This window comes from Brasilonema sp. UFV-L1, assembly GCF_012912105.1.
GTDB lineage: Bacteria > Cyanobacteriota > Cyanobacteriia > Cyanobacteriales > Nostocaceae > Brasilonema.
Map to the genome: position 1 here is coordinate 36951 of NZ_QMEA01000003.1, position 26155 is coordinate 63105.

The 26155-nt window shown below is 40.8% G+C and carries 24 protein-coding genes and 1 pseudogene; 9 read left to right on the forward strand and 16 right to left on the reverse strand.

The window, feature by feature from the left end:
- The first annotated feature begins 325 nt into the window (after positions 1 to 325).
- From DP117_RS01705 to DP117_RS01715, 3 genes are all read left to right on the forward strand, one after another.
- Complete coding sequence (locus tag DP117_RS01705) at positions 326 to 1012, forward strand: ABC transporter ATP-binding protein (protein ID WP_282440235.1); 687 nt, start codon at positions 326 to 328, stop codon at positions 1010 to 1012.
- An 85-nt stretch (positions 1013 to 1097) separates the two neighbouring features.
- Positions 1098 to 1418 carry a YdhR family protein gene (locus DP117_RS01710; protein WP_169216606.1) on the forward strand — a complete coding sequence of 107 codons (321 nt, stop codon included), beginning with the start codon at positions 1098 to 1100 and terminating at the stop codon, positions 1416 to 1418.
- A gap of 29 nt (positions 1419 to 1447) precedes the next feature.
- Complete coding sequence (locus DP117_RS01715) at positions 1448 to 2101, forward strand: DUF938 domain-containing protein (RefSeq protein ID WP_169216608.1); 654 nt, start codon at positions 1448 to 1450, stop codon at positions 2099 to 2101.
- A 306-nt stretch (positions 2102 to 2407) separates the two neighbouring features.
- Here the strand turns inward: DP117_RS01715 and DP117_RS01720 are convergent.
- The 3 genes and pseudogenes from DP117_RS01720 to DP117_RS01730 form a co-directional block, all read right to left on the reverse strand.
- Positions 2408 to 2683 (reverse strand): annotated as a pseudogene (locus DP117_RS01720) (SbcC/MukB-like Walker B domain-containing protein); the annotation flags it as partial.
- 269 nt (positions 2684 to 2952) lie between these two features.
- Positions 2953 to 3294: a DUF5615 family PIN-like protein gene (locus DP117_RS01725; protein ID WP_169216609.1), complete on the reverse strand. Its 342-nt coding sequence runs from the start codon at positions 3292 to 3294 to the stop codon at positions 2953 to 2955.
- Positions 3294 to 3617, reverse strand: a complete 324-nt coding sequence (locus tag DP117_RS01730; RefSeq protein WP_169216611.1) for a DUF433 domain-containing protein — start codon at positions 3615 to 3617, stop codon at positions 3294 to 3296. The genes DP117_RS01725 and DP117_RS01730 overlap by 1 nt, the downstream gene beginning before the upstream one ends.
- 255 nt (positions 3618 to 3872) lie before the next feature.
- Between DP117_RS01730 and DP117_RS01735 the strand changes: the two genes are divergently transcribed.
- Positions 3873 to 5693, forward strand: a complete 1821-nt coding sequence (locus DP117_RS01735) for a hypothetical protein (RefSeq protein ID WP_169216613.1) — start codon at positions 3873 to 3875, stop codon at positions 5691 to 5693.
- A 172-nt stretch (positions 5694 to 5865) separates the two neighbouring features.
- Here the strand turns inward: DP117_RS01735 and DP117_RS01740 are convergent, their stop codons facing one another.
- From DP117_RS01740 to DP117_RS01750, 3 genes are all read right to left on the reverse strand, one after another.
- Complete coding sequence (locus DP117_RS01740; protein WP_169216614.1) at positions 5866 to 6009, reverse strand: hypothetical protein; 144 nt, start codon at positions 6007 to 6009, stop codon at positions 5866 to 5868.
- Entirely contained in the window at positions 5993 to 6283 is a 291-nt protein-coding gene (locus tag DP117_RS01745; protein WP_169216615.1) for a type II toxin-antitoxin system Phd/YefM family antitoxin, read from the reverse strand. Before DP117_RS01745 ends, DP117_RS01740 begins: the two co-directional genes overlap by 17 nt.
- 116 nt (positions 6284 to 6399) lie before the next feature.
- Positions 6400 to 9426 carry an SMC family ATPase gene (locus DP117_RS01750; RefSeq protein WP_169216617.1) on the reverse strand — a complete coding sequence of 1009 codons (3027 nt, stop codon included), beginning with the start codon at positions 9424 to 9426 and terminating at the stop codon, positions 6400 to 6402.
- 1379 nt (positions 9427 to 10805) lie between these two features.
- Between DP117_RS01750 and ftsH2 the strand changes: the two genes are divergently transcribed.
- Positions 10806 to 12692 carry an ATP-dependent zinc metalloprotease FtsH2 gene (gene ftsH2, locus DP117_RS01755; protein WP_169216618.1) on the forward strand — a complete coding sequence of 629 codons (1887 nt, stop codon included), beginning with the start codon at positions 10806 to 10808 and terminating at the stop codon, positions 12690 to 12692.
- A 182-nt stretch (positions 12693 to 12874) separates the two neighbouring features.
- On the opposite strand, the gene DP117_RS01760 is transcribed toward ftsH2, so the two are convergent.
- Positions 12875 to 13624 carry a class I SAM-dependent methyltransferase gene (locus DP117_RS01760; protein ID WP_169216619.1) on the reverse strand — a complete coding sequence of 250 codons (750 nt, stop codon included), beginning with the start codon at positions 13622 to 13624 and terminating at the stop codon, positions 12875 to 12877.
- A gap of 233 nt (positions 13625 to 13857) precedes the next feature.
- Positions 13858 to 14883, reverse strand: coding sequence for a TOBE-like domain-containing protein (locus DP117_RS01765; protein WP_169216620.1), 1026 nt, complete (start codon positions 14881 to 14883; stop codon positions 13858 to 13860).
- A 74-nt stretch (positions 14884 to 14957) separates the two neighbouring features.
- On the opposite strand from DP117_RS01765, the gene DP117_RS01770 reads away from it, so the two are divergent.
- Entirely contained in the window at positions 14958 to 15545 is a 588-nt protein-coding gene (locus DP117_RS01770; protein ID WP_169216621.1) for a Crp/Fnr family transcriptional regulator, read from the forward strand.
- Between the two features lie 11 nt (positions 15546 to 15556).
- Here DP117_RS01770 and DP117_RS01775 read toward each other — a convergent pair whose 3' ends face one another.
- The 6 genes from DP117_RS01775 to DP117_RS01800 form a co-directional block, all read right to left on the reverse strand.
- A complete protein-coding gene (locus DP117_RS01775) occupies positions 15557 to 15949 on the reverse strand; it encodes an NIL domain-containing protein (RefSeq protein WP_339381231.1) in 393 nt (130 codons plus the stop codon).
- Positions 15924 to 16190, reverse strand: a complete 267-nt coding sequence (locus tag DP117_RS01780; RefSeq protein WP_169216622.1) for an NIL domain-containing protein — start codon at positions 16188 to 16190, stop codon at positions 15924 to 15926. Before DP117_RS01780 ends, DP117_RS01775 begins: the two co-directional genes overlap by 26 nt.
- Positions 16191 to 16355: 165 nt before the next feature.
- Positions 16356 to 17249 (reverse strand): sulfate ABC transporter permease subunit CysW, encoded by an 894-nt coding sequence (gene cysW / locus DP117_RS01785; RefSeq protein ID WP_169216623.1) that lies wholly within the window; start codon positions 17247 to 17249, stop codon positions 16356 to 16358.
- Entirely contained in the window at positions 17236 to 18123 is an 888-nt protein-coding gene (gene cysT, locus DP117_RS01790) for a sulfate ABC transporter permease subunit CysT (protein WP_169216624.1), read from the reverse strand. The genes cysW and cysT overlap by 14 nt, the downstream gene beginning before the upstream one ends.
- Positions 18124 to 18287: 164 nt before the next feature.
- Entirely contained in the window at positions 18288 to 19430 is a 1143-nt protein-coding gene (locus tag DP117_RS01795) for a sulfate ABC transporter substrate-binding protein (protein ID WP_169216625.1), read from the reverse strand.
- Positions 19431 to 19618: 188 nt separating this feature from the next.
- The gene (locus DP117_RS01800; protein ID WP_169216626.1) at positions 19619 to 20392 is read right to left on the reverse strand and encodes a class II glutamine amidotransferase; all 774 of its coding nucleotides are present in this window, start codon (positions 20390 to 20392) and stop codon (positions 19619 to 19621) included.
- A 320-nt stretch (positions 20393 to 20712) separates the two neighbouring features.
- Between DP117_RS01800 and DP117_RS01805 the strand changes: the two genes are divergently transcribed.
- Positions 20713 to 21825, forward strand: coding sequence for a sulfate ABC transporter substrate-binding protein (locus DP117_RS01805; protein ID WP_248277485.1), 1113 nt, complete (start codon positions 20713 to 20715; stop codon positions 21823 to 21825).
- Positions 21826 to 22013: 188 nt separating this feature from the next.
- Here DP117_RS01805 and DP117_RS01810 read toward each other — a convergent pair whose 3' ends face one another.
- Together DP117_RS01810 and DP117_RS01815 are read right to left on the reverse strand one after the other, a co-directional pair.
- Positions 22014 to 22679, reverse strand: coding sequence for a hypothetical protein (locus tag DP117_RS01810; protein WP_169216627.1), 666 nt, complete (start codon positions 22677 to 22679; stop codon positions 22014 to 22016).
- A 418-nt stretch (positions 22680 to 23097) separates the two neighbouring features.
- Complete coding sequence (locus DP117_RS01815) at positions 23098 to 23787, reverse strand: cadmium resistance transporter (protein ID WP_169216628.1); 690 nt, start codon at positions 23785 to 23787, stop codon at positions 23098 to 23100.
- Between the two features lie 677 nt (positions 23788 to 24464).
- Here DP117_RS01815 and DP117_RS01820 point away from each other — a divergent pair.
- Both DP117_RS01820 and DP117_RS01825 read left to right on the forward strand, forming a co-directional pair.
- Complete coding sequence (locus DP117_RS01820) at positions 24465 to 25079, forward strand: hypothetical protein (protein WP_169216629.1); 615 nt, start codon at positions 24465 to 24467, stop codon at positions 25077 to 25079.
- Positions 25080 to 25376: 297 nt separating this feature from the next.
- The gene (locus DP117_RS01825; RefSeq protein WP_169216630.1) at positions 25377 to 26090 is read left to right on the forward strand and encodes a DUF475 domain-containing protein; all 714 of its coding nucleotides are present in this window, start codon (positions 25377 to 25379) and stop codon (positions 26088 to 26090) included.
- The last annotated feature ends 65 nt before the right edge of the window (positions 26091 to 26155 follow it).

Below are 26155 nucleotides of genomic sequence, written 5' to 3' on the forward strand. Positions count from 1 at the left end.
TTGAACTTTGAATTTTCGGTGTTGCATAATTGCGGGATGTTTTTGAACTTTTGTAAACTAAAAAACCTAACTTCTTCGCGCACTTCGCGTCTTTGTGGTTCAATAATTCATCCCTATTTTATGCAACGCCGAATTTTCGTAGAGTGCAAGAACGCAGTACATTTTGAATTGATTTGTCCCGCTCAAAAAATACCTATTAACGAACCGCAGAGGACGCAGCGAAAAGTCTGAGCGAAGGTTTCCTCCGAAGCGCGTAAGCTCCTCAAAGGAGCGAGGCTCAGATCTTTTCAACACAGAGGACGCAGAGGAAGAGGAAGGGAGTAAGATGGTTACCATGATTTGGATGGAAGGCATTACCAAAACCTACCGCTTGGGGAATACAGAGGTACCGATTCTTAAAGGTATTAACCTGACGATTGAGGAGGGTGAGTATGTTGCCATTATGGGAGTGTCTGGTTCTGGTAAGTCTACCCTCATGAATATCATCGGCTGTCTGGATCGTCCAACTAGTGGACATTATGTTTTGGAGGGGCGAAACCTCACGACTTTGAATGATGATGCACTAGCATACATTCGCAATCAGCGTATTGGCTTTGTCTTTCAGCAATTCAATTTATTGCCTCGCGCTACTGCTGTTGAAAACGTTATGCTACCGATGGTTTATGCTGGTATTCCCAGACATCGGCGACGCCAACGAGCAATTGAAGCCCTGACGCGAGTCGGACTAGCAGAACGACTGTACAACCGTCCCAATCAACTTTCTGGTGGACAACAGCAACGGGTTGCAATTGCTCGCGCTTTAGTCAATCGCCCTGCTTTAGTGTTGGCGGATGAACCAACAGGTGCATTGGATAGTCAGACTTCCCAGGAAGTGATGGATTTGCTGACTGATTTGAATAGTCAAGGTATTACGATTGTTATTGTTACTCATGAAGCTGAGATTGCTGCTCAAACCCAGAGAACTATTCATGTTAAGGATGGTTTAATTGTGTCGCCAGTCACCATGAGCTAGAAGACATCTCCGTTTAATTGAGCTAATTTTAATTTAATAGAAGAAAATAATAGAAGCAGAACTCAGCATCAAGTCACAAATACCCATGAGTAAACTATTTCTCTACGCCGAGTATCAAGTATCTATACCTTTCACTCAAATTGATTGGGTTTCCATCAATGTAGAAATGAAAAAATTCTCAGGACTGCAATCTAAAACCTGGCTAAGTGGTATCAACACCAATACTGTTGGTGGTTTTTATGAATTTGATTCGTTAGAGAACGCACAAAAATATATTGATAGCTTGCTAATTCCATTTGCAAAACAGGTGAATGGAAATCTGACTGTGAAACTTTTTGATGGTGAGATCACTCAAGAAGCCAGCATTGGTATGAATTCTCCCTTTTATTCGATAGACTCCAAATAATACAACCCAACAAAATACAGAAGCGATAAATGTCAGCATTAGAAAAACCTGCACTGGATCCGCATCCACTTAGTTCTTATGTTGCTTGGGCAGGCGATCGCAACCGTGATGCTATTCTAGAAGTATTCAAACAAAGGCTACCCAACAGCGAAGGTCAAATTCTTGAGTTTGCCTCTGGTAGTGGTATGCACATCAACTACTTCGCTTCCCATTTCCAGCATCTAAGTTTTCAACCCTCAGACATGAATGAAGAAGTGTTTGAAAATATTAGGCAATTAACTCAACAGACTCAAGCCCAAAACGTCCAACCACCAATCAAACTGGACTTAACTCAACCACAAACTTGGTCAGTTTTAACTGGAAAAAAATTTGATGCCATTTTCTGTATTAATATTTTTCAAGTTGCACCAATCTCTGTTGCGGATGGCATGATGAATTGTACAGTCAACTATCTCAGTGCTAACGGTTCTTTATTCATCTATGGTCCATTTAAAGTGGATGGCAAGTATACAACACCTTCGAATGAAGAATTTGATAGAACTCTTCTATCTTATAAAGTACCAGAATGGGGTTTAAAAGATATTGCAGATATCACAAATACTGCTCAAAAATATGGGCTAAAGCTAAAGGAAATTATTGATATGCCAGCCAATAATTTTACTCTCGTTTATAGTTTGGGTTGATGAATTGTCAAGGAGCGCAGCAATCCTGTGCTCCTAAAGACATGGTTTCTTTGTTAAGAAATTTGTGTAAATATTTATCTTCTACTCCCCTGAGTGAGAAATATACTGCCTAACCCAAGCACGGAAAATACGAGTTGCGGCTATTTGTCCAATTTTTCGGCTTTCTTGAATAAACCGGGGAATCTCTCTGACTGGTACACAGGCAAAGATAGGACTAGCTTGAACTTCTGAATATTGACCACCCAAAAGTATATAAACTCTCAGCATACTTCCATTAAAACGCCAAAATTCTGAAATTCCTATTAATGCTTCTTTGAGGTGAGGCATATGAGTTACAGTTAAGATGCAGGCAAAATCAGATGCGATACGCCAAGGGCGTCTCTTGCTTTGCGCAATCGCATTAATCGCTGCAATCAGGCGATCGCATCCTTCTGTATCTTGTGTCCCAAATCCTTCATCCACAATCAACAATTGCAACGCCGCCCCCGCCCGCTGTGCTAATAATTTCGCCAAAGCTAAACGAATGGCAAAGTTTATTCTAAACGCTTCCCCACCAGAATAAGTCTCATAAGCCTGCGTCCCGGAGATAGCAAGACATTGTTAAAACCGTGGCGATAGCTTCGCTGCTGCCTTCGGCAGATCGCTCTTAACTTCCGCAGATAGGTATACAGTTAGGTTACCATTTTTGGTCTTTGGTTCCCCTTATCAACATTTGATACCAAGCTTGTATGGTTATGTTTAATAGTTAGCCTTTGATATCGCTCTTCAGTCACTTCGCCGCAATGCATTTGGAAAAATAAGCAATTTTGATGTTTATGACAAGCAAGCGCATCGTCTACACACAATCTTGTTCATCTCGCAGGACGCACCACACTAACCAACTTACCAGCCAGAGGTTCCCCTGCCAAAATAGCTGCATTAATTCGTTTTGCTAATCCACTTCTATCTCCATCATCCGTACAAATAATAATACCAGCATGACTAGGTACATAGCGATGCAAACGTTTGAAGTCTCTGCGGTTTAGAGTTAAAATAACACGCTCGTTACTACTTGCAAATGCGAGAACTTCATCATCAGGTATTTTTAAATTAGCCTTTCCTGCTTCTTGGACGGTAACAACATCATGCCCCAAATCGCGTAAATGCTCCACAACTTCATAGGGAAACTGTTCATCTGCATATAAACGAGCCATTATTCTTCATTCTCGCGAATGGCTGTTGTTATTTCCTCTGGATATACTGTGGCATAAACCCAAGCGTTGGCTAAATCTGTCGCAGATAAAGTTGGATAGTCTTTCAAAAGTTGAGCTTCGCTAATACCTAAATTACGAGCATTAACTAACATCCAAACAGGAATGCGGGTTCCACTAATACAAGCATCTCCACCACATACACCTGGGGTTTTCTCGATTCCACGCCAAGGATTTCCTAAACTTTGGGCTAATATCTGAATCGCCTGTGCTTTTTCATTTGGTGTTAAGGCAAGTAGTTCTGGTTCCAACTTTTGTAGCGTCATAGCATTACTACGAACCTAAAAAGACTATATTTGAATATTCTAACCCATGCACAATATGCTTCTCCACCAGAATAAGTTTCATAAGCCTGCATCCCGGAGATCGCAAGATATTGTTAAAGCTGTGGCGATCGCTTCGCTTGCCTTACGCGCAAAGCGCACGCTACGCTAACGGCAGATCGCTAGGAACTTCCGCAGGTGAGCGTACACCTAGGTTACCATACTGACAAATGGTAAAAAATTAGTCGTTCTTAGATTATGTACGAAGCTTTCATTGATTTAGATGAATTAATAGTACGTTGTAGAGATAAGCAAGCAAGGAAGTTTATCAAAGAAGCAGTAGCTTGTTATAGAGCAGGAGCATACCGTTCTTGTATTGTGGCAATATGGAATGCAGTAGTATTTGATTTTCTTCATAAACTGAGAGAATTAGAGCTTTTAGGAGATAAAGAAGCATTAAAGCTATTGGAAGAATTTGAAAAGCTGAGTTCCGAAAAAAAGTTCAAAGAGCTTTGGCAGTTTGAGTCAGATATTCCCAAAAAAGCGCTTAACCCATTTGAATTAATCTCGATTGTTGAGATGTCAGATATTGAAAGATTATTTGAAGATAGAAGCCGATGCGCTCATCCCTCAATGACATCTCTGGAGGAACCATTTGAGGCGACAGCGGAATTAGCACGCTATCACTTAAGAAGTGCTATTACACACCTTTTAGAAAGACCACCAGTTCAAGGTCGTGCAGCCCGTGAAAGAATTTTCCAAGATATTAAGTCTGAGTATTTCCCAACAAATCCAGAACTGGCAATAAAGTATTTTCAAAAAAGTCCGTTAGCTCGCGCTCGCTTGGCTCTTATTAAAGATGTTGTTCTTGGATTAACAATAAGCTTGTTAACAGAAAATCTTCCGGAAGACGAAAGAGAACGTCAATTTTCTGCAATACATGCAGTCTCAAGTATGTTTCTTGAACAAACAAGAGAAATCTTGAATGAGAAATTGTCTGATATTATTCTCAACAAAGTCGTTGATACCAATTGGGATAAAGTAATTATCTACTTAGCAGATGTTAAAAATTGGGACACTCTTACTGAGCCATGCCAATTAAAAGCGCTAGCCTTTATCGAAAGGCTTAACATGTTTGACACATCAAGATATAATTATCTATGCGAGCAAAATGTTTATATATTCTTTAAAGCTGCTCAAATAAGTTTTTTAAAAGAAGCTATATACGTTAAGCTTCAACTGCTTACTCTGAAACAACTACTCTCTCTCAAGGAATTTTGCCAAGAAAAACTACAAAATAGCTCAATCAATGAAGAAGTTATGGAATCTCTACTAGAAAAAGCTATTCCCCAAGCTAGTTTTCATGAATTAGTTTCAATGATATCAAAGGACAATAATTCTTGGAATGAGAAAATTTATTTGTATTTAATGGAAAAAATTAAAGAAGCCTCTCTCAAAGGAATTTTACGCAACTTATCAGAAATCACACAAGAAGAAAAGTTACTAAAAATAACTGAACAACGGCTGCTCTATTTACTAGAGAATGCTTGTCTAGAAGAGTTACTTGAAGTGAGTAAATATTATGTCTATGAATTATCTGGCAGCAATCTAGAAAGTGCGATTGAATTACTGAAGACTTCAATTATAAAACTTTCTCAACAAGTAGTATTTGATAAATTAATACTCATGAAATCAAATTATAGTAACGAATTCCTCGATGACTTATTAAAACCTATCTTGATAGAAAATCTTCCTAAAATAGTAAGTAATTTTAGATTATCATACTCAGATTATGATGCCGCTTTCAATGCTAATATATTACTTGAGATAGCCGATTCTTTAAATCCTGCACAATGGGAATCTATTCTAAAAGCGTTCTGCGAAAATAATCAGATATACGGTTCATCTCGTTGTCCTGGAATTTTTGAATCTCTCTTCAATCAATCTATAGTTCTTAATAAGAATAGTGTACAGCCTTATTGGTTATCTTTCAGAGAAAATCTAAATACCTTCCACATTAGTGATAAAAATATTAATAGATTAAAACAGGTAATTGATTCTTACCTTCCGATTAAGTAATTTTTTTTGCTGTCTAGTACCTTATATCATCAAATATATAGCAGTCCTAAATCATTCGTGAAACTCTCTTTTATTCTCCTCTGCGCCCTCTGTCTTGGAAAGCTCTGATCGGAGGAAACCTCCGCTCAGACTTTCCGCTGCGTCTCTGCGGTTCATTAAATCAAAATCTTTTTCACAAATCAAATAGGATTGCTATAGTATCCATTAATTCCCGAAACCACTTATCGGCATAAACAGGATTTCGCTCTCTCAACCAAAAATAAGCAGCCTCAATTTCTGCATTTGCCGTTCGAGTCGTTCTAACTAGAAATGCCATACTTTTGTTGCATTTCTTGTTCAAATTCGCTCAAAGTAGTGGTTCTACCTGCTTCGACATCTTCCAATCCCTTTTTGATTCCAGCAATAGCTTCCAACTTCTCCAAAGCATCAAGCAGCTTCTGGTAAGATTCAGCATCTTGGACGACAAGTTCGGCTTTACCATTAACTGTCAGCACTACAGGTTTTCCCGTCTGCTTCATCTGTTCTAGGAATTCCAGCGTATTGCGTTTAAAGCTGGAGAGTGAATGTATATCTCGGCTGATGTTTATCATTGGGTTGATTATGCACTGAATTTGCACTTAATTTAATGCTATCGTACCCAAAAGCTTTTTCGTTGAGATGGAAAACGGTACTCAGCAAGTACTACCAGATGCATAGTAATTGTTGATTAAATCAACAATCGCACCTGCGAACCACTCTGTGTTTTATTCACTTCAATTCGGGCTTGAAAGGCTTCTTTAAGGTGAGGCATATGAGTTACGGTGAGGATGCAGGCGAAATCAGATGCGATCGCATTAATCGCTGCAATCAGGCGATCGCATCCTTCTGCATCTTGTGTCCCAAATCCTTCATCCACAATCAACAATTGCAACGCCGCCCCCGCCCGCTGCGCTAATAATTTCGCTAAGGCTAAACGAATTGCAAAGTTAATTCTAAACGCTTCCCCACCAGAGTAAGTCTCATAAGCCCGCGTCCCCCTAGCATCTGCAATCAAAATATCCAACGTATCTATCAGCTTGGTATTTTTCTTGCTTGCCTTACCACTCTTTCCTGCTCTTTGTGTCACAAATTGAACGTGTAACTGATTGGCACTCAACCGTGAAAGTAGTTGATTTGTCTCTGCTTCCAATTGAGGCAAGACATTCTCAATCATCAATGCTTGGATACCATTTTTACCAAAAGCTTGTGATAATTCCTGATAAATACGGTGTTGTTGTTTTGCTTCTTGAAGTAGCTGCTGCTGTTGCTCGTACTGAATTTGCAGTGTTTCCAGTTGGTGAGATTGTTCCTGGAAACGTCCTAACTGGGCAATTTGTTCATCGAGTTGTCGTCTGCGTGATGTTATCTGCTGCTCTAATGCTTGAATTTGAGCAGAGGGGTTTGCTGATTCTTCTAGCTGTTGAACGATGCTTTCAATTTGCGCAGCAAATTTTTGCCGTTCTGTCAATCTTGCCTGCAAAGAAACCTCTAACTCTTGCAATCTTGTTTTGAGTTGGGGATACTGTTGCTGCGTCCCGACAAGCTGTTGATAGCGTAATTGCCAAGCTTGAGCTTTGCGTACATCCATGCGGAGATTGTTATGCTGTTCTGATACATAACCCATATCAGCAATGTGGCGCTCAAGAGCAGCAATTTGTTTAGCACATTCAGATTCTGTGGCTTCTTGCTGAATTCTGGTTTGTAATTGAGCAATTTGTGCTTCAATCTCTGGTTTTCGTGCTTCTAATTGCGCTTGACGCTTAGCTGCGTCTTTCATCTGGCTAAGTCTAATCTCTGCCCATCGCCAACGCTCGACTTCGTTACGAGCGAGAGCGTGGTCTTGTTCATTGTAATTGAGTTGTTGCAGATATTGTTCGAGTTGCTGGAGCTCGGCTTGTGCGTCATGGGCGTAGTCACCTATTTGTAGCGATCGCTCCAAGTGCTGCTTTTGAATGGTAATTTGTTGTAGCTGTTGCTCAACATCACTTGTCACTTCTAACTGTGCTGCCAATTGCCCTCTTTGTTCACGTAAGGTATCATAAGGAGATAATTGTTGGGATATCTCTCTATACTCTTGCCTCAGAACCTGAATTTCTCTGTCTGAAACAGCCATGCGTTCTCGGACTATCCACAACTCATCTTCTGCATCTTTGTACTCTAGTTTAGTTTTGTCTACTACACGATTCCAGTGATGTTCGTCTAGAGGACGTTCGCATAAAGGACAAATTGCATTAGGGTTCTGGAGCATTTGTAGCTTTTGCTGTAATTCTGCTAGCAGTTTTTCAAAGTCCCGTTGATGAGCCTGCAAACGTTCGATCAGGTGACGCCTTTCCTGTCCTTTTTCTTGAACTCGTTGTAGATAAACTCGCTTTTTTTCCAGTTCCTCAATCTGTATCGCCACTTCCATGACAGCTTGTTGCAGTTGCGGCTGGCGTCTGTGCTGACGTTGCAGTTGGTTCTCTGTTGCTTGGAGTTGTTCAAATCGAGCTATTAAACTAGCATGGCTACGATCCAGTTGACTTTGCAATGTGACTCGTTGTTGCAAAAGAGGAGCAACCTGTAGTTGCAGCTGATCCAATTGAGCAAGACGGTTACGTGCAGCTGCGAGTTGTGCTAAAGCAGCTTCGACTTCATCTGACTTACTCAGAGTTTGCTGAAGTTCTTGCTCTTGTTGCTGTACAGCCAAAAGTTGTGCTTCAGCGTGTTGTAATTGCCGTTCAATTTCGTTAATTTGTTTACTCAGCTGCTGTTGCTTTTGTTGCCGTATTTGTTGAGCGCGAGTGTATTCTTCAAATTGAGCGCCCATCGCTTCTTCTTGAGATTGGAGAATTTGGTACTGGTTGTACCCAGCTTTAATTTCAGCTTCTTGACTTAAAAGTTTTTCTAAATCTGATAGCTGGCTATCAATTGCTGAACGCTCTTGTTGCAGGCGATCGCAATCTTGGCTAAGATTTTGATACTGCTGTCTAACAAAATTGTGCTGTTGCTCCCAGTTTTGTCGCTGGTGCTGGACAACTTGCAAACTTTGTAATTGAATAGTCTCAAAAGCTTGTACTTGTTGAAGTTGATTGATTTCGGTTTCCAAGTCAGCTTGTTTTTGAGCAGTTGCTTCACGCTGTTGCAGCTGAGATTTCAAGGAATCCAAAAAGCGCTCTAATTCTTCTGCTCTTGCTTTAAACTGACGTGAGAGTTCTTTTGCCCGTTCTTCTAACTGATCATACTGATTCAGCTTTAATAACTCTGCTAATATTTCCTTACGCTCACTTGGTCGCTTCAGCATGAACTCATCAGCACGACCTTGACGCAGGTATGCTGAATTAATAAAAGTTTCGTAATCCAGCTTAATGTGTTCTAAAATCAAATCTTGCGTTGCTCTTATCCCTTTGCCAGTCAGTGGGCGAAACCCAGTGGGTGTTTGTATTTGAAATTCCAAAGCACCACTCCCACCTCGCACTCGGGTGCGAATCACTTTATATGTTTGCTGGTTTGCTTCAAAGATGAAATCAACTCTAACTTCTTTTGCACCTGTATGAATAACATCATCTTCCGAAGAGGCTCTGCTTTCACCCCAAATTGCCCAGGTTATAGCTTCGAGTAGAGAAGATTTTCCAGCACCATTAGAACCACAAATACAAGCCGTATGTAAGCCACGAAAATCTAAAGTTGTGTCACAGTAACTGAGGAAGTTTTTGAGGGTGAGTTGGATTGGAATCATTGAAGATTAAGCACCACACTTTTTTTTAAGAAATAACAGTACAAATGCTCTTTCTGTTAGTTTAGCTAGGTTATTATCATGTTTCTAGTCCTTCATGCCTCAATTTTACGATTTTTAACAAAAAAGTGAAAAAATTTTTTCTTATTAGGCAAATTTCTTTTACTGTCTTCCTGGAAATTTTAATCTTTCGTCAGCTTTTTTCCTTTTTGTCTTTCATAAACATCAAGTTTGTTTGATATTTTAAAGTCTTTGTATGAAAAGACAAATAAAGAAAACATGGAGACACGCGAAAGATTAAATCAGTACATACAGCAGTTTGCAAGTAAGTGAGGTACAGAACCTAGTACCGCTGCTGAGTAAGTCAAAATTCAAAAAGCTTATGATGTAAGCTTTTCGTTGATTTGGAATGGTTGGTTTATTTACGCGCCCTGTGTACTAAACTTCACGCGCCAGGTATGAAGGCTATTTTACTCCTGAGTTCTGTGTTCTAGAGCGCGTAGTGGGGCGCAGCCCGTTGTGAGTTCTGCTGTAGTTATGCATGCAGCACGTCTTGTGACGAACGACTAATTGATTGAGCGTGACTCAAGTTTAGAAAGCGGCGTTGCTGAACTACTCCCCTAACTGCGTGTAAGATGAGCGATGTCCTTTGCCAACTTGTAGTGACTGCCCGTCCCACGGAAAGACGCGCCGTTACCTGCGCGTGCCGTAGGCATTGGTCTTTCTGCTCCCAAGATTGTAAAATGAAAGAAAATTAAGTTAAATTTAATTAAGATTCTTAATGATGTCCTCGTTACGTAAGCTCTAAAAGCTAACGACGAACTCATCATGTGTCATAACATTGGATAAAAAACGCAGTTATAGACATCGGTTTGAAAAGCTCTATCTGTGGGCTGCTGATTTGTAGTATGTCAACACCCCTTTCTTGCGGCTCGGGGCTTCTAGCCTCGAACTTTTAGGATTAGTTGACCAGACTAAGTACTCCCTTGTACTACGTTAACGGCAAGCGTTGAAGTTCCTACCAAGGAATGCGTAGCTAGTTCCTTGCTCTAGAACCAAAAGATTAAACAGATTTATAGGGTTAAGTCAGTGTCTTTTGGAAAGTACCGACCGTTAACATCGTCGAAGCTAACTTAACCCCGAAAGGGAGGCTCTACGGAGCAAAACCATTATGCGTACAGGACGAAAAATATCAGTTCGTAATTGCCCGAATGAAAGTACAACGCAAGAGTACACGGTATTGAGTAACCCCAAGGCGGTAATGGTATCTAAAGGTATTTGACGGCTAATTTATTAGCCGAATCGTGTTTCCTCCTTGGTCTAAAGACACAAGGTTTCCACACTCTCGGAAATTTTTACATGAATCTAGAGGAAAAATTAAGATGAAATTCTCCTGGAGAGTCCTAGTACTCTGGACATTGCCTGCATTGGTGATTGGCTTTTTCTTTTGGCAAGGAGCATTTTCTGGTGCTCCGACAGACATGAGTAAGAATACAGCCACTACCCGCATGACCTATGGTCGCTTTCTAGAATACTTGGACGCTAATCGAGTAACCAATGTTGATTTGTATGAAGGCGGCAGAACGGCGATTGTGGAAGCTGTCGATCCAGATCTGGACAACCGTGTACAACGAGTACGGGTAGACTTACCTACTAATGCTCCTGAACTGATTAGTAAGCTAAAGGAAAAAGGAGTCAGTTTTGACGCCCATCCTATGCGGAATGATGGAGCCATTTGGGGACTGCTGGGTAATCTTATTTTTCCTATTTTATTGATTACCGGACTGTTTTTCTTGTTCCGTCGTTCTAGCAATTTGCCTGGTGGTCCAGGTCAAGCCATGAACTTCGGGAAATCAAAAGCTCGCTTTCAGATGGAAGCAAAAACCGGAGTGAAATTTGACGACGTTGCAGGTATTGAAGAAGCGAAAGAAGAACTGCAAGAAGTTGTGACCTTCCTCAAACAACCAGAAAAATTCACTGCTGTAGGCGCACGTATTCCTAAAGGAGTGCTCTTAGTTGGACCTCCTGGAACAGGTAAAACACTTCTTGCAAAGGCGATCGCCGGTGAAGCAGGCGTACCATTCTTCAGCATTTCTGGTTCAGAATTTGTAGAAATGTTCGTAGGTGTGGGTGCATCCCGCGTCCGCGACCTCTTTAAGAAAGCAAAAGATAACGCCCCCTGTATCATCTTTATTGATGAAATCGACGCCGTAGGACGACAAAGAGGTGCAGGTATCGGTGGTGGAAACGATGAGCGCGAACAAACCCTCAACCAACTACTCACCGAAATGGACGGTTTTGAAGGTAACACTGGTATTATTATCATAGCTGCTACCAACCGTCCTGACGTTTTGGATGCAGCACTGTTGCGTCCTGGACGTTTTGACCGACAAATCATCGTCGATGCACCCGACGTTAAAGGACGTTTGGAAGTTTTAAAAGTCCACGCTCGTAACAAGAAACTAGACGCTGGTGTTTCTTTGGAAGTTATTGCTCGCCGCACCCCTGGTTTTACAGGAGCAGACTTAGCAAACTTGCTCAATGAAGCTGCCATTCTTACAGCTAGACGGCGTAAAGAAGCCATCACCAATATAGAAATTGATGATGCTGTGGATCGGGTTGTTGCTGGTATGGAAGGCACGCCTCTGGTTGATAGCAAGAGCAAGCGTTTGATTGCTTACCACGAAATTGGACACGCCATAGCAGGTACATTACTTAAAGACCATGATCCAGTGCAAAAAGTCACCTTGATTCCACGGGGACAGGCACAGGGGTTAACTTGGTTTACTCCTAATGAGGAGCAAGGATTAATCACTCGCGCTCAACTTAAAGCCAGAATTACTGGTGCTTTAGGTGGTCGTGCAGCAGAAGAGGTGATTTTTGGTTCTGCGGAAGTCACTACTGGTGCTGGAGGTGACTTACAGCAAGTCAGTGGTATGGCACGACAAATGGTGACAAGGTTTGGAATGTCTGATTTAGGACCAATATCCTTGGAAAGCCAGCAGGGAGAAGTGTTCTTGGGTCGTGACTGGATGACCCGTTCGGAATATTCAGAAGCGATCGCATCTCGTGTTGATGCACAAGTCCGTGCCATTGTTGAAGAATGTTACCAAACAGCAAAGCGGTTTATACTGGAAAATCGCACCGTTATGGATCGGTTAGTGGACTTGCTGATTGAGAAAGAAACTATTGACGGTGAAGAATTCCGTCAAATTGTGGCTGAGTATACTAGCGTACCTGAAAAGCCGCAGTACATGCCCAGTCTTTAATCTTAATTTTGGTAGGGCATAGCCCTACTTTACTAACTTTACTAACTTTACTAAATAGAGATGGTTTACACCATCCCTATTTTTGTTTTCATGCATCTAGTGTCAACTAATACTAAATTAACGTGATTCATTTCTGCGGTTTCTCTTTAGCCTTCTAATTACTTTTGAATAATGTCTGTGACTCACTCTTTTCTCACAAGTATCGTTAAGCCTTCAGCAAACTGGGTCGGATTACTAGTTGCCAACTTTCTTACTAAAGATTTTGCTAGAATGCGCAATGCTCTATCGAATATAGGAAGCTTTGGCAAAAATCCACTATAATTTTCAACAACCACTAAGTTAGCTTGTCCCAAAAAATCTACAAAATTTTCATAATTAAAAAATCTTATGTGAGGAAAATTCCAAGCTTTTGAGCCGGGAAAATAATTAAAAGTGTCTAAGTTGTTAGTAAACAAAAATTTCAGACGACCAGCAAGGGGAAAATGATTAGGGACAAGTGTTAACAGATATCCTCCTGGTACTAAAACCCGTTGAATTTCTAATAATAAATAAAGAGGATCTAAAAGATGCTCAAAAACATCTTTACAGAACGCAAAATCTACACTCTCGTTTTCTAAAGGAAGCGGCTGAGTGCATAAGTCTTCCAGTTTATAAACATCATCAAATCCTTTCTCTTTTGCTTTTTCTAAAGCATAACTGCTGCCATCAACACCAATTAACTTACCAGAGATTTTAGATTTTAAATTCCCAGAAAATTTACCTGTACCACAACCAACATCTAATAAATTATGAATCTTAATAGTTTTTAAAACTTCATTCCATACAGGAGAAAAATAATTGAACTCACTGTTGTAATTTTTGTCGATAGTGTCAAGAAGTCTATTATTAAAATATTTATACTCGCTATCACTAGTTGATTTGTCGATTTCCATAGGAATAGTTTATGAGGATAGAAGTTAAACTGACACTAACCCAAGTTGCTAGTACAGTGCGGCTTAAATAGAGACTTATTTAATACGGTTCGGTTAACGTAATTGTTGCTCACACAAACCTGGTAACTTCTGGGAAATGGTTTCTGTCCAAGTACTTATCCGAACCGTATTCACTGACCAAGCCGCCCTCGCCTTATACCCCGTCCGCCCATGCGGCGGGGTAGTTCATCTTCTCATCTTACTGCATAAGCAGGAGCAGGAAAAACTTTTGCCTGCCTCGATGTCACATAGACACGTTGCTCTTCCTGAATGTTGATCTGAGTAAACTGCTCACGAGTGAGGAAAGCGTTTACTGTTTCTCCAGACTTGAGAAGCAACTCAACCCGAATTTCCCATCCTAAGTTAAGAATGCGCAAGACTTTGGCTGGTGTAGCATCCTCAGTAGGATTGGTTTGAATCAAAACGTCATGAGGGCGCAAAAAGACTTGCTCATTTGTTTGACCATTCAAATCCCTATCTGGTAAAACACCAGAAGTAGGTGGAAGAACATTCACTGGACCAATAAAGCTCATGACAAAAGGTGTTGCGGGGTGGTCATAAATCTCAGCAGAAGTACCAACTTGTTCCACCCGACCATTATTCATTACCACAATCTGGTCTGCAACTTCCATTGCTTCTTCTTGGTCGTGAGTGACTAGTACGGTTGTGACATGAACTTCTTCATGCAGTTTTCGTAATCCTGCTCTTAATTCCTTCCGGACTTTAGCATCTAACGCTCCAAAGGGTTCATCCAACAGCAATATTCTCGGCTGAACCGCTAATGCCCTTGCTAGCGCTACCCGTTGGCGTTGACCTCCAGAAAGTTGGGAGGGATAGCGATCGCCAAATCCCTGCAACCTAACTAACTCCAGTAGTTCTTCAACTCGCGGCTTAACCCTACTTTTGGGAAACTTGCGGATTTCTAGTGGAAAAGCTATATTCTGCCGCACGGTCAAGTGCTTAAATAAGGCGTAATGCTGAAACACAAAACCTATTTGACGTTCTTGCACCGACTTGTATGTCGCATCTTCACCAATTAGCCAGATATGACCAGAATTAGGCATATCTAACCCCGCAATCATTCGTAACAAAGTTGATTTTCCAGATCCAGACGGTCCTAACAATGCCACAAGAGAACCTGTTGGAACTTCTAAATTGACGTTATCAACAGCAAGAAAAGAACCATACTGCTTAGTTACATTCTCAACGACTATGCCCATAGTAATATCCTTCAAGAAACTGATATTGTAAAAAAGTACGGCTTGTCCATCAGACAATAGTATTTTGAAGAACAATGTCTATTTCATCACGTTTTCAAAATCCTCCTGAGCAAAACACCAAACATAGCTTTAAGGCCCGCTCATTCTTGCCGCTGAAGCACAATAGTTTGTGGAAAATTGAAACAGGAGTTGTGCGGGTTGTGACTTGGCACGAAGATGGTACACTTGTGACTTTGGGAATCTGGGGACCTGGAGATATTGTTGGTCAAGCATTTTCTAAGATTGAACCATATCAAATTGAGTGTCTTACTAAAGTAGAGGTAACAATCTTACCTTTAGAAGGGTGGTTTCCATTAACAGATGTTATGCTTGCCCACATTCAACAGGCAGAAGAATTGATGGTTATTCGTAGCTATAAAACAGTGGAAATCATGCTCATCAAACTCTTAGGTTGGTTAGTCAAAAAATTTGGTCGAGAGGTAAAAACGGGACATCTCATTGACTTACGCCTCACTCATCAAGACATTGCTGATATGCTTAATTCAACTCGGGTGACAATCACTCGCGTCTTGACTCAATTAGAGGAACAGGGGTTGATTCATCGTCTCCCCCTGCATCGAATTGTCTTGAAAGAAGAAGAAGTTTGGCACTATGAAATCTAGCTGTAGATGTGTCAGCAATACCAGCTATCACCGTCAGTGTTTGGCTTACCTACAATTTTTAAATTTAAAGATTCCAAGTAAGCCAAACCACGCCTAATTTCTGGAACAGTACCACAAATTTCTAAATCAAAACGTCCCTCTCCACCAGTATGTTTTCCTAGCATTGCCCCCGTAATATTAATGACTAAGCCATGAATTGCCATAAGTCGAGAAATCACAGGTTCGGTGCTGTAGTGATTGGAAATATGTAGGCGTAGACGAATTTGTGTGGTATTACTACTTCTAAAGGTTGGTGCAATCATAGTTAGTAATGATTCGTAATTGATAATTTTTAGTTCGTTTTTGACGTCTTCATGACGACAAATTACGAAAGAATTATCACCAACTTCCTGTGTCAATGTCATGCCAAATTTCTAGATTCAAGTCATTGATATAAGTTAAAGCACTATCAATTTGTGCAGAAGTTCCTTGTAAATCTAGGTCAAACCAACCATCTCCAATACCATTGGAACCCAATATCGCAGCGGTGATATTCACAGTGAGACCGTAGTCTGACACCAAGCGAGAAATGACAGGTTCTTGGTGATAGTCTTTTGGAATCCTAAGCCGAATTCGTTTGTGGGTGAGCTGATTGTCTGAAACCATAGCTGAATTTACCCTTTGACTAACCATCTGCTTTAACAGTTATCAATTATCAGTTTGAAGAAGAATTCAGCAATTGGTGCAATTCTTGATTCAGAAGAAATAAATAAAGAATTGCGACTCCTGACTCCTGACTCCTTTACTGTGTACTGTTTACTGTTTACTGATTTAATGTTTCATCTTTGTTTTTGTACCTGTTTTTTGTTCCAAAATCTCCTTCAGCACCAAAGTTACCACTGCAAGCAAGGTTAATAGAACAGCAACTGAGAAGGCGGCTTCAGTTTCATACTGTTTGTAAGCGTCTTCCACGTATAGTGGTAAGCTTTGAGTTTTTCGGGCAATGTTTCCAGAGACGACTGCGATCGCACCAAATTCACCCATAGATCTCGCATTGGTCAAAATTAAACCGTAGAGTAACCCCCAACGAATACTGGGTAAAGTCACGCGCCAGAATATCTGTCGTTGATTCGCGCCCAGTGTTTTCGCAGCTTCTTCTTGATCAGCGCCTAATTCCTCAAGAACGGGAATCACTTCGCGGGCAATAAATGGCATACTGACGAATGCTGTAGCCAGTACCATACCGGGAAAAGCGAAGACGACTTTGATATCAAGCGCCTGTAACAAACCACCAAACCACCCATTGCGTCCGTAGAGTAGGACAATCATTAACCCCGCAACCACGGGCGATATTGAAAACGGTAGGTCAATAATACTTAGCAATAAAGCGCGCCCAGGGAAGTTATTGCGGGCGATCGCCAAAGCTGCACATAAGCCAAATACCATATTTATTGGTACGGTAATAATAGCTAGTATCAGTGTTAACCAAGCGGCATGAGTAAATTCTGGGCGTGTCAGATTAGAGAAAAACACACCAAATCCTTTACTGAAAGCTTGGACAAAGACATTAAGCGTGGGAAGGTACAGCACTAAAGTGAGATACAACACTGCTATCCCAATGAGAAGAGTGGGAACCCAACTCTTAGGCTTAACTGGCTTTTGATTGCCTTGCTGTGCTGTCGTTGAATGAAAATGTGGTTGTGGAAAATCGTCACTTCGCGTCATATCTTCTTCCCCAAGCTTGTAACAGATTGATTCCCAGCAGTATCACCAGAGAAATTATCAGTAGCACTATGCCAATGACGGTAGCACCGGAATAGTCATACTGTTCCAATCTTTGAAAGATGAGCACAGGTGCGATCAAATCATTGAAAGGAGTATTGGAAGCGATAATTACAGTTGAGCCATACTCGCCAACTGCACGTGCAAAACCTAAGGCAACACCAGTCAAAATAGAGGGAAACAAAGGCGGTAAAATGACTTTCGTGAAGGTTTGCCATTGAGATGCACCTAAACTCCAAGCAGCCTCTTCTGTTTCCTTTTCCATTTCCAGAAGAACTGGTTGCACCGTCCGCACGACGAAAGATAATGAGATGAATATCATCGCCACCCCTACGCCCAAGCGGGTGAAAGATATCTTAATGCCAAATGGTGCTAATAGTGAGCCAATCCAACCGTTATCGCTGTAAACTGTTGCGAGGGTTAATCCTGCTACCGCTGTTGGTAACGAAAATGGTAGATCTATCGTGGCATCAAGCACCTTTTTAAAGGGAAATTCATAGCGGACAAAAACCCAAGCAATCAGAGTTCCAAAGACACCGTTGATCAGGGAAGCCACCAGTGCTGTCACAAAAGTCACTTCGTAAGTAGCTAGTGCGATTGAACTAGTCGCGATTTCCCAAAACCGAGCAGGAGGTTCAGTACTTGCTTTCAGGAACATAGCAAGTATTGGGACAAACAACATCACGGTTAGGTATGCGAACATGATGCGCCATGTCCAGGGAACCTTAGACAAACGAAGTAGGTACGTCTTCCAAGCCGGAGGTTCTCGACGAGCGAGTTCTCTTTGAGAAGATGATCGAGGTGAAGATATAGTCATAAGCAGTTAGTGAGGAAGTAAGATAACTAGTACTCGACCAACCCAAAATTGCGGGGTGAAAACGAGCAGAGGGAGAAAGGGGAGCAGTTCTTGAGAAAGGTAACCTAGTCGAACACTGGCTCACTTTTGACTTTTGACTTGTTGTACGAGTGAGTCAAGAAGATTTATCTTTTTGTTTGAATTTTGTCAAAAATAGCCCCATCCTCAAAAAATTTCTTCTGAACAGAATCCCAGCCACCGTAATCTTGAACTGTACCTAGATTTTTGACCTTGGGATATTTGCTTGCAAGTTCCTTGGTCCGTGGAGTTTCCTCTACTGGTCGGAATCCGACTTTGGCAAACTCCTGCTGTGCTTCTGGTGTGTAGAGGAACTTGACAAAAGCTTCAGCAACTTCTCGAGTACCGTGTTTATCGACGTTCTTATCTACAATTGCGATTGGGTTGTCGATGGAGATGTTTATATCAGGAATAACGTAATCTAATTTTTCGCCTTTCTGTTGTGCTAGAACAACCTCGTTCTCGTAGTTGATTAGTGCATCTCCTTGATTTCGCTTGGCGAAGATATCAGTTGCTTCACGAGCATCTTTTGTCAAGACAGGGACATTTCTGTAAACTTTGGTTACAAAGTCCAGCGCTTTGTCTTCTCCTCCACCAGTTTTAATCACGGAATTCCAAAGCGCTAGGAAATTCCAACGAGCGATTCCAGAAGTTTTGGGGTCAGCGGTAATCAGTTGTACACCGTCTTTTCCCAAATCTGCCCAAGTTTTGAGTCCTTTTGGATTACCTGGACGAGTGATTAATGCAGCAACAGATTTTGAGACAATGCTATTGTTGGGGAATTCCTTCTCCCATCCTGATTCAATTAAGCCAGCCTTCTGAATATTGCCTACATCTAAGCCAAGTGCTAAGTGAACAATATCTGCTTCCAAACCATCGATGACAGCACGAGTTTGAGAACCAGATCCTCCATAGCTTTGCTCAACGGTCACATTCTGGTTACGCTCTTTCTTCCACTGTTCCACAAATTTTGGAATAATCGCGTCGTGAGCTACTTTTGTGACAGCAAAAGAAACAAGAGTTAGTTTAACATCCTGCTTATTCGCAGCCACAGGGCTTGCAGCAGAACCACCTGCATCAGTGCTACCAGAGGTATCACCTGCACCACCAGAACAAGCTGCGATCGCCAGACTCAAACTCACTCCCACCAAAAAGAGTGATAGAAAGCTTTTGACAGAATTCAACCTAAATTTCTTAGCAATTCTTATAAATATTTGCCCTGATTCCAAGATAAGCTGCCAAAAACTCATGTTATCTTTCCCTAACATTTTACGGCATATTGGTAAGTAAACCGTATTTCTATCTCATTGTGAGAGATAATACATAGATTTCGCCGAAAATGCAAGAGAAATTCATCACTTTCTTGAGAGAAAAAGTGAAGATTTTTGAATCCGATTTTGGATGCTATTGTTGTTGTAGGAGTTGTTTGAGGAACTAGTTATATAAACCTATGAGGTAAGCCATCTTGAAAGATTAGCAGTTCTCCAGGTTGGATTTGCGTCCAAACTTCGTTGTCAGTTAGAGGAGTGGTGGCGATGACAGCAACGCGATCGCTCGGAGTCGTCAATTCACTAAAATCAACAGTTAAGTCTTGGTCAATTAAATGAGCCGCTGCGAAAGGTGCTTGACGTACGATGTAGCAAAGGTTTGTTGAGCAGTGAGCAAAGAAGTGTTCTCCATCCGAAAGCAAGTAGTTAAAAGTACCATGCTCAGCTAGTGTTTGAGTGATTTCCGCAAGTACTGAGTAAAGTTTCTCCAAAGGAGGCTTGCTTTGAGGGAAATATTCTCGCAATCTATCTAGTATGAGACAAAAAGCTTTTTCACTATCCGTGTTGCCTACAGGTTGATAAAAACTAAAGTCCTTGGGATGAAAATCTTTCAAATCTCCATTGTGAGCAAAAACCCAGTACCTTCCCCACAATTCACGTCGAAAGGGATGGCAGTTTTCTAAAGCTATTTTGCCTTGAGTGGCTTTGCGGATATGAGCAATCACATGAGTGGAGTGGATAGGATAGTTTCGCACAAACTCAGCGACGGGAGAGAAAACAGAGGGTTTGGCATCTAAAAAAAATCTGCATCCTCTTCCCTCAAAAAAAGCAATCCCCCAACCATCACAATGGTCATCAGTTTTGCCTCCCCGCGTTGAAAAGCCTTCAAAGGAAAAGCAAATATCAGTTGGTACATTGCAATTCATTCCCAGCAGTTGGCACATGGATGTTGAAACTCTGAATTTTAGACTAATGGCTGGGTTCAAGATAATCCAGAATTGCTCAATTGATCTGGTACTAATGTTTCATTCTACAAAAATTCGCTCTTCAATTTTGTAGAAGCTTGGGGATGTTCCTAACTGTCTCAAGTCAGAACATCTGATGACAGTAATGGCTTTACCACACTTAATCTGAACAAATCAGTTGATCAGATGAATATGAAGTAGCACAGAGACTTGATTTTTTCATTCATCTATGGAATTGTATTAATCAAGAAAATACGATTTTTAAATCAAATAACCGTATTTTGGTGGAGGAGTTCTAAATGATGCGTCTATTCAAAGCTTGTTCGTCTTGGTCACAGCCTTGGCAAAAGTCTTCAACCCGCGCCCGTACCCTGATTATTGCTGCAGGTTTAAGCGTCAGTGCAGTCGTACCTGTCTATGGAGGAATTACCTCGCGAAACTCACCTTCTAGCAGCAAACCTGAGCTGATCACTCAGAACAAACCAGCTGAATTAACTCTGGTTTCCTACGCTGTGACTAAAGAGGCTTACTCAAAAATCATTCCTCAATTTGTAAAAAAATGGAAGCAAGAGCGCAAGCAGGATGTCACTTTTCGGGAGAGTTACGGCGGTTCCGGTTCTCAAACACGAGCAGTCATTGATGGCTTAGAAGCAGATGTGGTGGCGCTGGCGTTAGGAAGTGACGTGAACCAAATCCAGAAAGCAGGGTTAATCTCTCCCGGTTGGGAAAAAGAAGTTCCTAACAATGGGATTGTCACCAAGTCGGTGGTTGCGCTGGTAACTCGTAAAGGCAATCCAAAACAAATTCGTGATTGGAATGACTTGGTGAAACCGGGAGTCAGTGTCATCACTGCCAATCCCAAAACATCTGGAGGTGCCCGTTGGAACTTCTTGGGACTGTGGGGTGCAATCACTCAATCAGGAGGGGATGACGCAAAAGCCCTCGATTACGTCACTAAAGTCTACAGAAACGCTGCTGTGTTGCCCAAAGATGCGCGGGAAGCTAGTGATACTTTTTACAAGCGAAATCAGGGAGACGTGCTATTGAACTATGAGAATGAGGAGATTTTAGCTAAACAAAAAGGTGAATCTGACCATCCCGTAGTGATTCCTCAAGTCAACATTTCTATTGACAATCCAGTTGCTGTGGTAGACAAGATAGTGGATAAACGCGGTACTCGGCAAGTCGCAGAAGCCTTTGTCAAGTTTCTATATACACCAGAAGCACAGCGGGAATTTGCCAAAGTCGGGTTTCGCCCTGTTGACAACACAGTAGCCGGCGAAACACAAAAGCAGTTTCCCAAGATTGGTAAGCTTTACACAGTGGCAAACTTCGGTGGCTGGGACGCAGTTCAGAAGAAGTTCTTTGCGGATGGAGCGATTTTTGACAAGATTCAGGGAGGAAGACGCTAAAAAATAATACGGTTCAGTGAGTCGCTGTAGGCTGTTTGCCTGTAAGCTTATCTGAACCGTATTGCTCTAAAAAAAGCTTTATTGTCTGAAAATCTCTTGCACCCCTAAATCAGTGAACAGTGAACAGTAAACAGTTATCAAGGTTATGAGTAACAAGTACTGATAACTGATAACTGATAACTGTTAAACTAATCAATCGGTGCGTTGGGAACTTGTGCGTCAATTTGCGCTTGAGATAAATTCGGAGTTACCGGATTTAGCTCGCTTGCTGGGACAACACCAGCAGAAGGAGCATTCAACTCGATTTCGCCAGTTAATGCGTTGGTTCTAGCAACTAATTGAGTTCCATCGACTATCTTCACAAATAAAGGCTGTCCTAACTGTTGCTCTTGATTTTCTCCAACTTGCTCTTGATTTTCTGCAACGGGAACCTTTACACCAGCGACATTCACACCACTTGGTAGGTAAATGCCATCACAATCCCACTCATCGTCTGTCTTTTGACCATTTCCTAGGTAAAAGAGGGTGTTAGCAGAAGAGCCATATTTGCTGGGTTTGTGAGCGTAAACAGCGAGTGTCTTTCCAGTTTCATTACGGCAAACGCCCCAGTCTTCAGAGCTTTCCATAATATATTTTTGGAACTGCAAATCAGAGATTTTCTTCTGAAGTTCCTCTGCAGTATTATAACCAACTGCTGACGGGTCACTCCTTCCCTGTAAAAGTTGATTAAGTTGTTGAGTGAGTTGGGCATACTCAGGACTCTTTTCCGCAATTGGATCTGCAAATGAGGGCTGAGCAATAACTAGATTGACTAGCAGGAAAAGAAATACCAGAATTGCCTTGAATATTTTCACGATTTTTCTCCTTTTTGACAAGAAAGACTCTTTTCCACTGACAACTTAGTTATTTCGCGGGAAAAGTTTGTTTAACGAATTAGATTGTTTAGTCTACTATATCCAAGCATCTTTAATTCAATCAAATATTCTTATTTATCAAAATCATCAAATTAATTTTTTCAAAATTTGAACGTAAAAAGCCTAGAGATGTCAATCGTAAACTGTTACGCTGAGAAAATGCATTTTTTGACTTTGAAAAAAACCGTTCAATACTTTCCCAGCCTATGGCACGAACCACTCCTCAGGAGGCGCTGCGCAAACGCTAACACTTCCAGCCTACAGCACGAAGTGCCCCGTAGGAGGCACTGCGCAAACGCTAACACTTTCTCACTCTCCATTTGAATCATTCAGAGCTAACAATCCAGATTTGTCAACTTTATGCTTCAGTTGAAGGAAGGCGTAGCCTGTCATAACTCATCCATCCAAGAGACACAACTACAACCGAAAACAGTGCTAGCGTGAAGTTGTCCAAGGCAATGTAAATACCTAAACCAATTAAAATAAATGGGACGAGCGAGTTACCGTAGCGCTTGATAATGAAGGCTATTGCTTTTTGGTGAGCTAATAAATAAGCTGCGTAACACAAGACTGCAACTAATACAAAAAATACACTCAAAATGACTAGCAAACTTGTTAATTTAATGTTGGCAAACAACGGCGCATAGATTCCAATATTATCACCACCAATTCCAACGGTAACAGCGGCTACACTGTATATTTCAGGAGACAATAAACCACGGATAGGAACAGAAAGAGAAGATGACGTTGCTAAGTGTTTATTGAAATTATCTTCATTCAAATTGACTAAGCGATTCAGACCTATAGCAATGGGAAGAAAACCGGAGATATCCATCCAAACACTTGGCAAGATTAAGCTTCCAAAAAATCCCGCCAGACTAATAGTAACTAACACTGTAAAACCAAGATACTGCCCTAGTACAATCTGACGATGACGAAATGTAGTATTTACTTGAGCAAATAGAAGGGTAAGAATAACTAGGTCATCAAGGTTAGTAATCAAAAAGGCAGCTACACCAGTGGAGGTTATAGTTATTAACGTACTCATTTAGTGTTTTCAAAAACAATTGCTTTTATGAATTTGCTTTTAGGAATGTTATGAGTCGTGCTTACTTCGCTTTGCGAACTACTTTAACTACTATATTATGAGTCTGTGCAAGTGATTTAATTATCAACTTGTTTATTTATTTTCACTTTAAGTAACTTTGTAGATAGAAGCAAACGTTATTTATTTTCAAATCAATAAATATAAGTGATGAATGTCTCACCATTGTTTATTGTTAAGGATTATGGTATACATCTATAACTGTTGATAAAAATGGAATTAATCTAGAATGTAAAGTAATTTTACGCAAGCTTGACAAAAAGAAGCATACTGTGCGTTGTACTGTTTGAAGTCTCTTCTCGTAACTCAGTCTGTTGGAGTCTATGACATTGGTAGCTTATGATGAAGCGTCTTGAACAATTGACTTTAGCCTGAGGTAGGACTGTGATGACTTTCATGAATCATTTTTATTTATGATTATCAAAAATAATAATATTTGATTTTATCGACTAGGAAACTTAAAGTGAAACTAGTCTTTTACATAGACCTAAGCAAAAAGTATAACTCATTAAGATATTAATCAAAATCAAATGAGTGAAACGCTAGAAAATTTCATGTAAACTTGTTAAAAGCTGCCAAATATTCCAAAAACACCTATATTTTTCAAAGGAGAAAAGACGATGAAATTTCTGAAAATTACTCTTGTCATTGTAGTCATGTTGGTTAATCTGGTTATTGCCCAGCCTTCTTGGGCAGATAGACCTAAATTCAGCAAAAATCCTGATTACATTGAAGTCACAAAAGCTCTTGAGAAATTGCAGAAAAATGCAGAAGTTACAATACCTGAAGATGTGCAACGCCAAATTGATGAATTACAACTTCAAAAAGCAGCCATCGAGTCAGGAGTTACTTGGGGACAATGCAGTAATAAAACCGGTGAAACATTAGCTATTTATGGTCCTTTAGGTGAAAAGTCTAAGTCTTCCTATGACAATCAACTTTACTTCTTAGCAAACGATCAAACTACACCAGATGGATGGGATTGTCAGGGTGTTTATCTACCAAGTGATGTCAAAGTAGCAGGATTGGAAAATACTGGTGCGACAGCAGTCCAAATTACAGATGGTACACAACTTTTAGTGAAGAAAAATTCAGAAACTTCTGAGTGGGAATTCAATGTCCCATCTGCCAAAGTCGTGAATCCTGACAAGATGAACTGGTTTATCCCGAATGTATCACAGACGTTTGTTGATTCCCGAATTCCTAGCACACTCACCAGTGAAGAGAGCGATTAAACCGAAATTTTGACCCTCGGTGCTTTTAAATTCAAAATTCAATCCGGGACTGCGTCCCGCTGCGCTAACAAAGTTCAAAATTCAAAGTATGCCCGATGGTTCTGCGCTAGCAAAATAAAAAAAGTTCTTCATTTTGAATGACCAGGGTGTGGCATTCACCAGTTATTCATAAATAAATAGCAGAGGGCTGAAATCAAAAGTTTTCTGAATTTTAAATTCCGCTCTCTGCCTTTTCAAAAAAATTCTGATTATCTGAATCAACTGATCGCTTGGCGTTACAACTACAGAGAAACAGTGATGTTAGAACAGTTAACTGGACACTTAAGTACGGACTTTTCTTTAAGAACATTTGGGATTTTACTGATACTTGTTGCATTAGAAACTGTTCTTTCTGCTGACAACGCTGTCGCTTTAGCAGCATTAGTTCAAGACGTTGAAGAACCAGAACAGCAGCGTCAAGCATTGAATTGGGGGTTAATTATTGCCTTTGTTCTCCGGATTGGGTTGTTATTTACTGCAACTTGGGTGATTCAGTTTTGGCAGTTTGAATTAGGTGGCGCACTTTACCTGTTGTGGTTGTCAGGAAAGCACTTTTGGAATTATTTTTACCCGGATGCTGTAGAAGAACAAATTGGTGATTCCCAAAAAGATAAAAATTGTACATTTGGGCAAGTTATTCTCTTGATTGCTGTGACAGATTTAGCGTTTTCTCTGGATAGCGTGACTGCTGCAGTTGCAGTCTCTAGTGAAACATGGTTAGTTCTGACTGGTTGCACTCTTGGTATTATCACGCTACGATTCATGGCTGGTTTGTTTGTGCGCTGGATTTCAGAGTTCACTTATTTACTGGATGCTGCTTATTTGACTGTGTTTGCTGTAGGTGTCAGATTGATGTTTAAAGCATTGATACCAGACCATGTACCACCTCAATGGATGATGCTAACACTGATTGTGCTTCTGTTTACTTGGGGATTCTCTAGACGTGTTGTAGCAGAAATTCAAAGAGATTGAATATTAAGTGGTATGCAAACAACAAGAGATAACCTTAATTTGTATCAAGAATGTTTTTCTGCTTT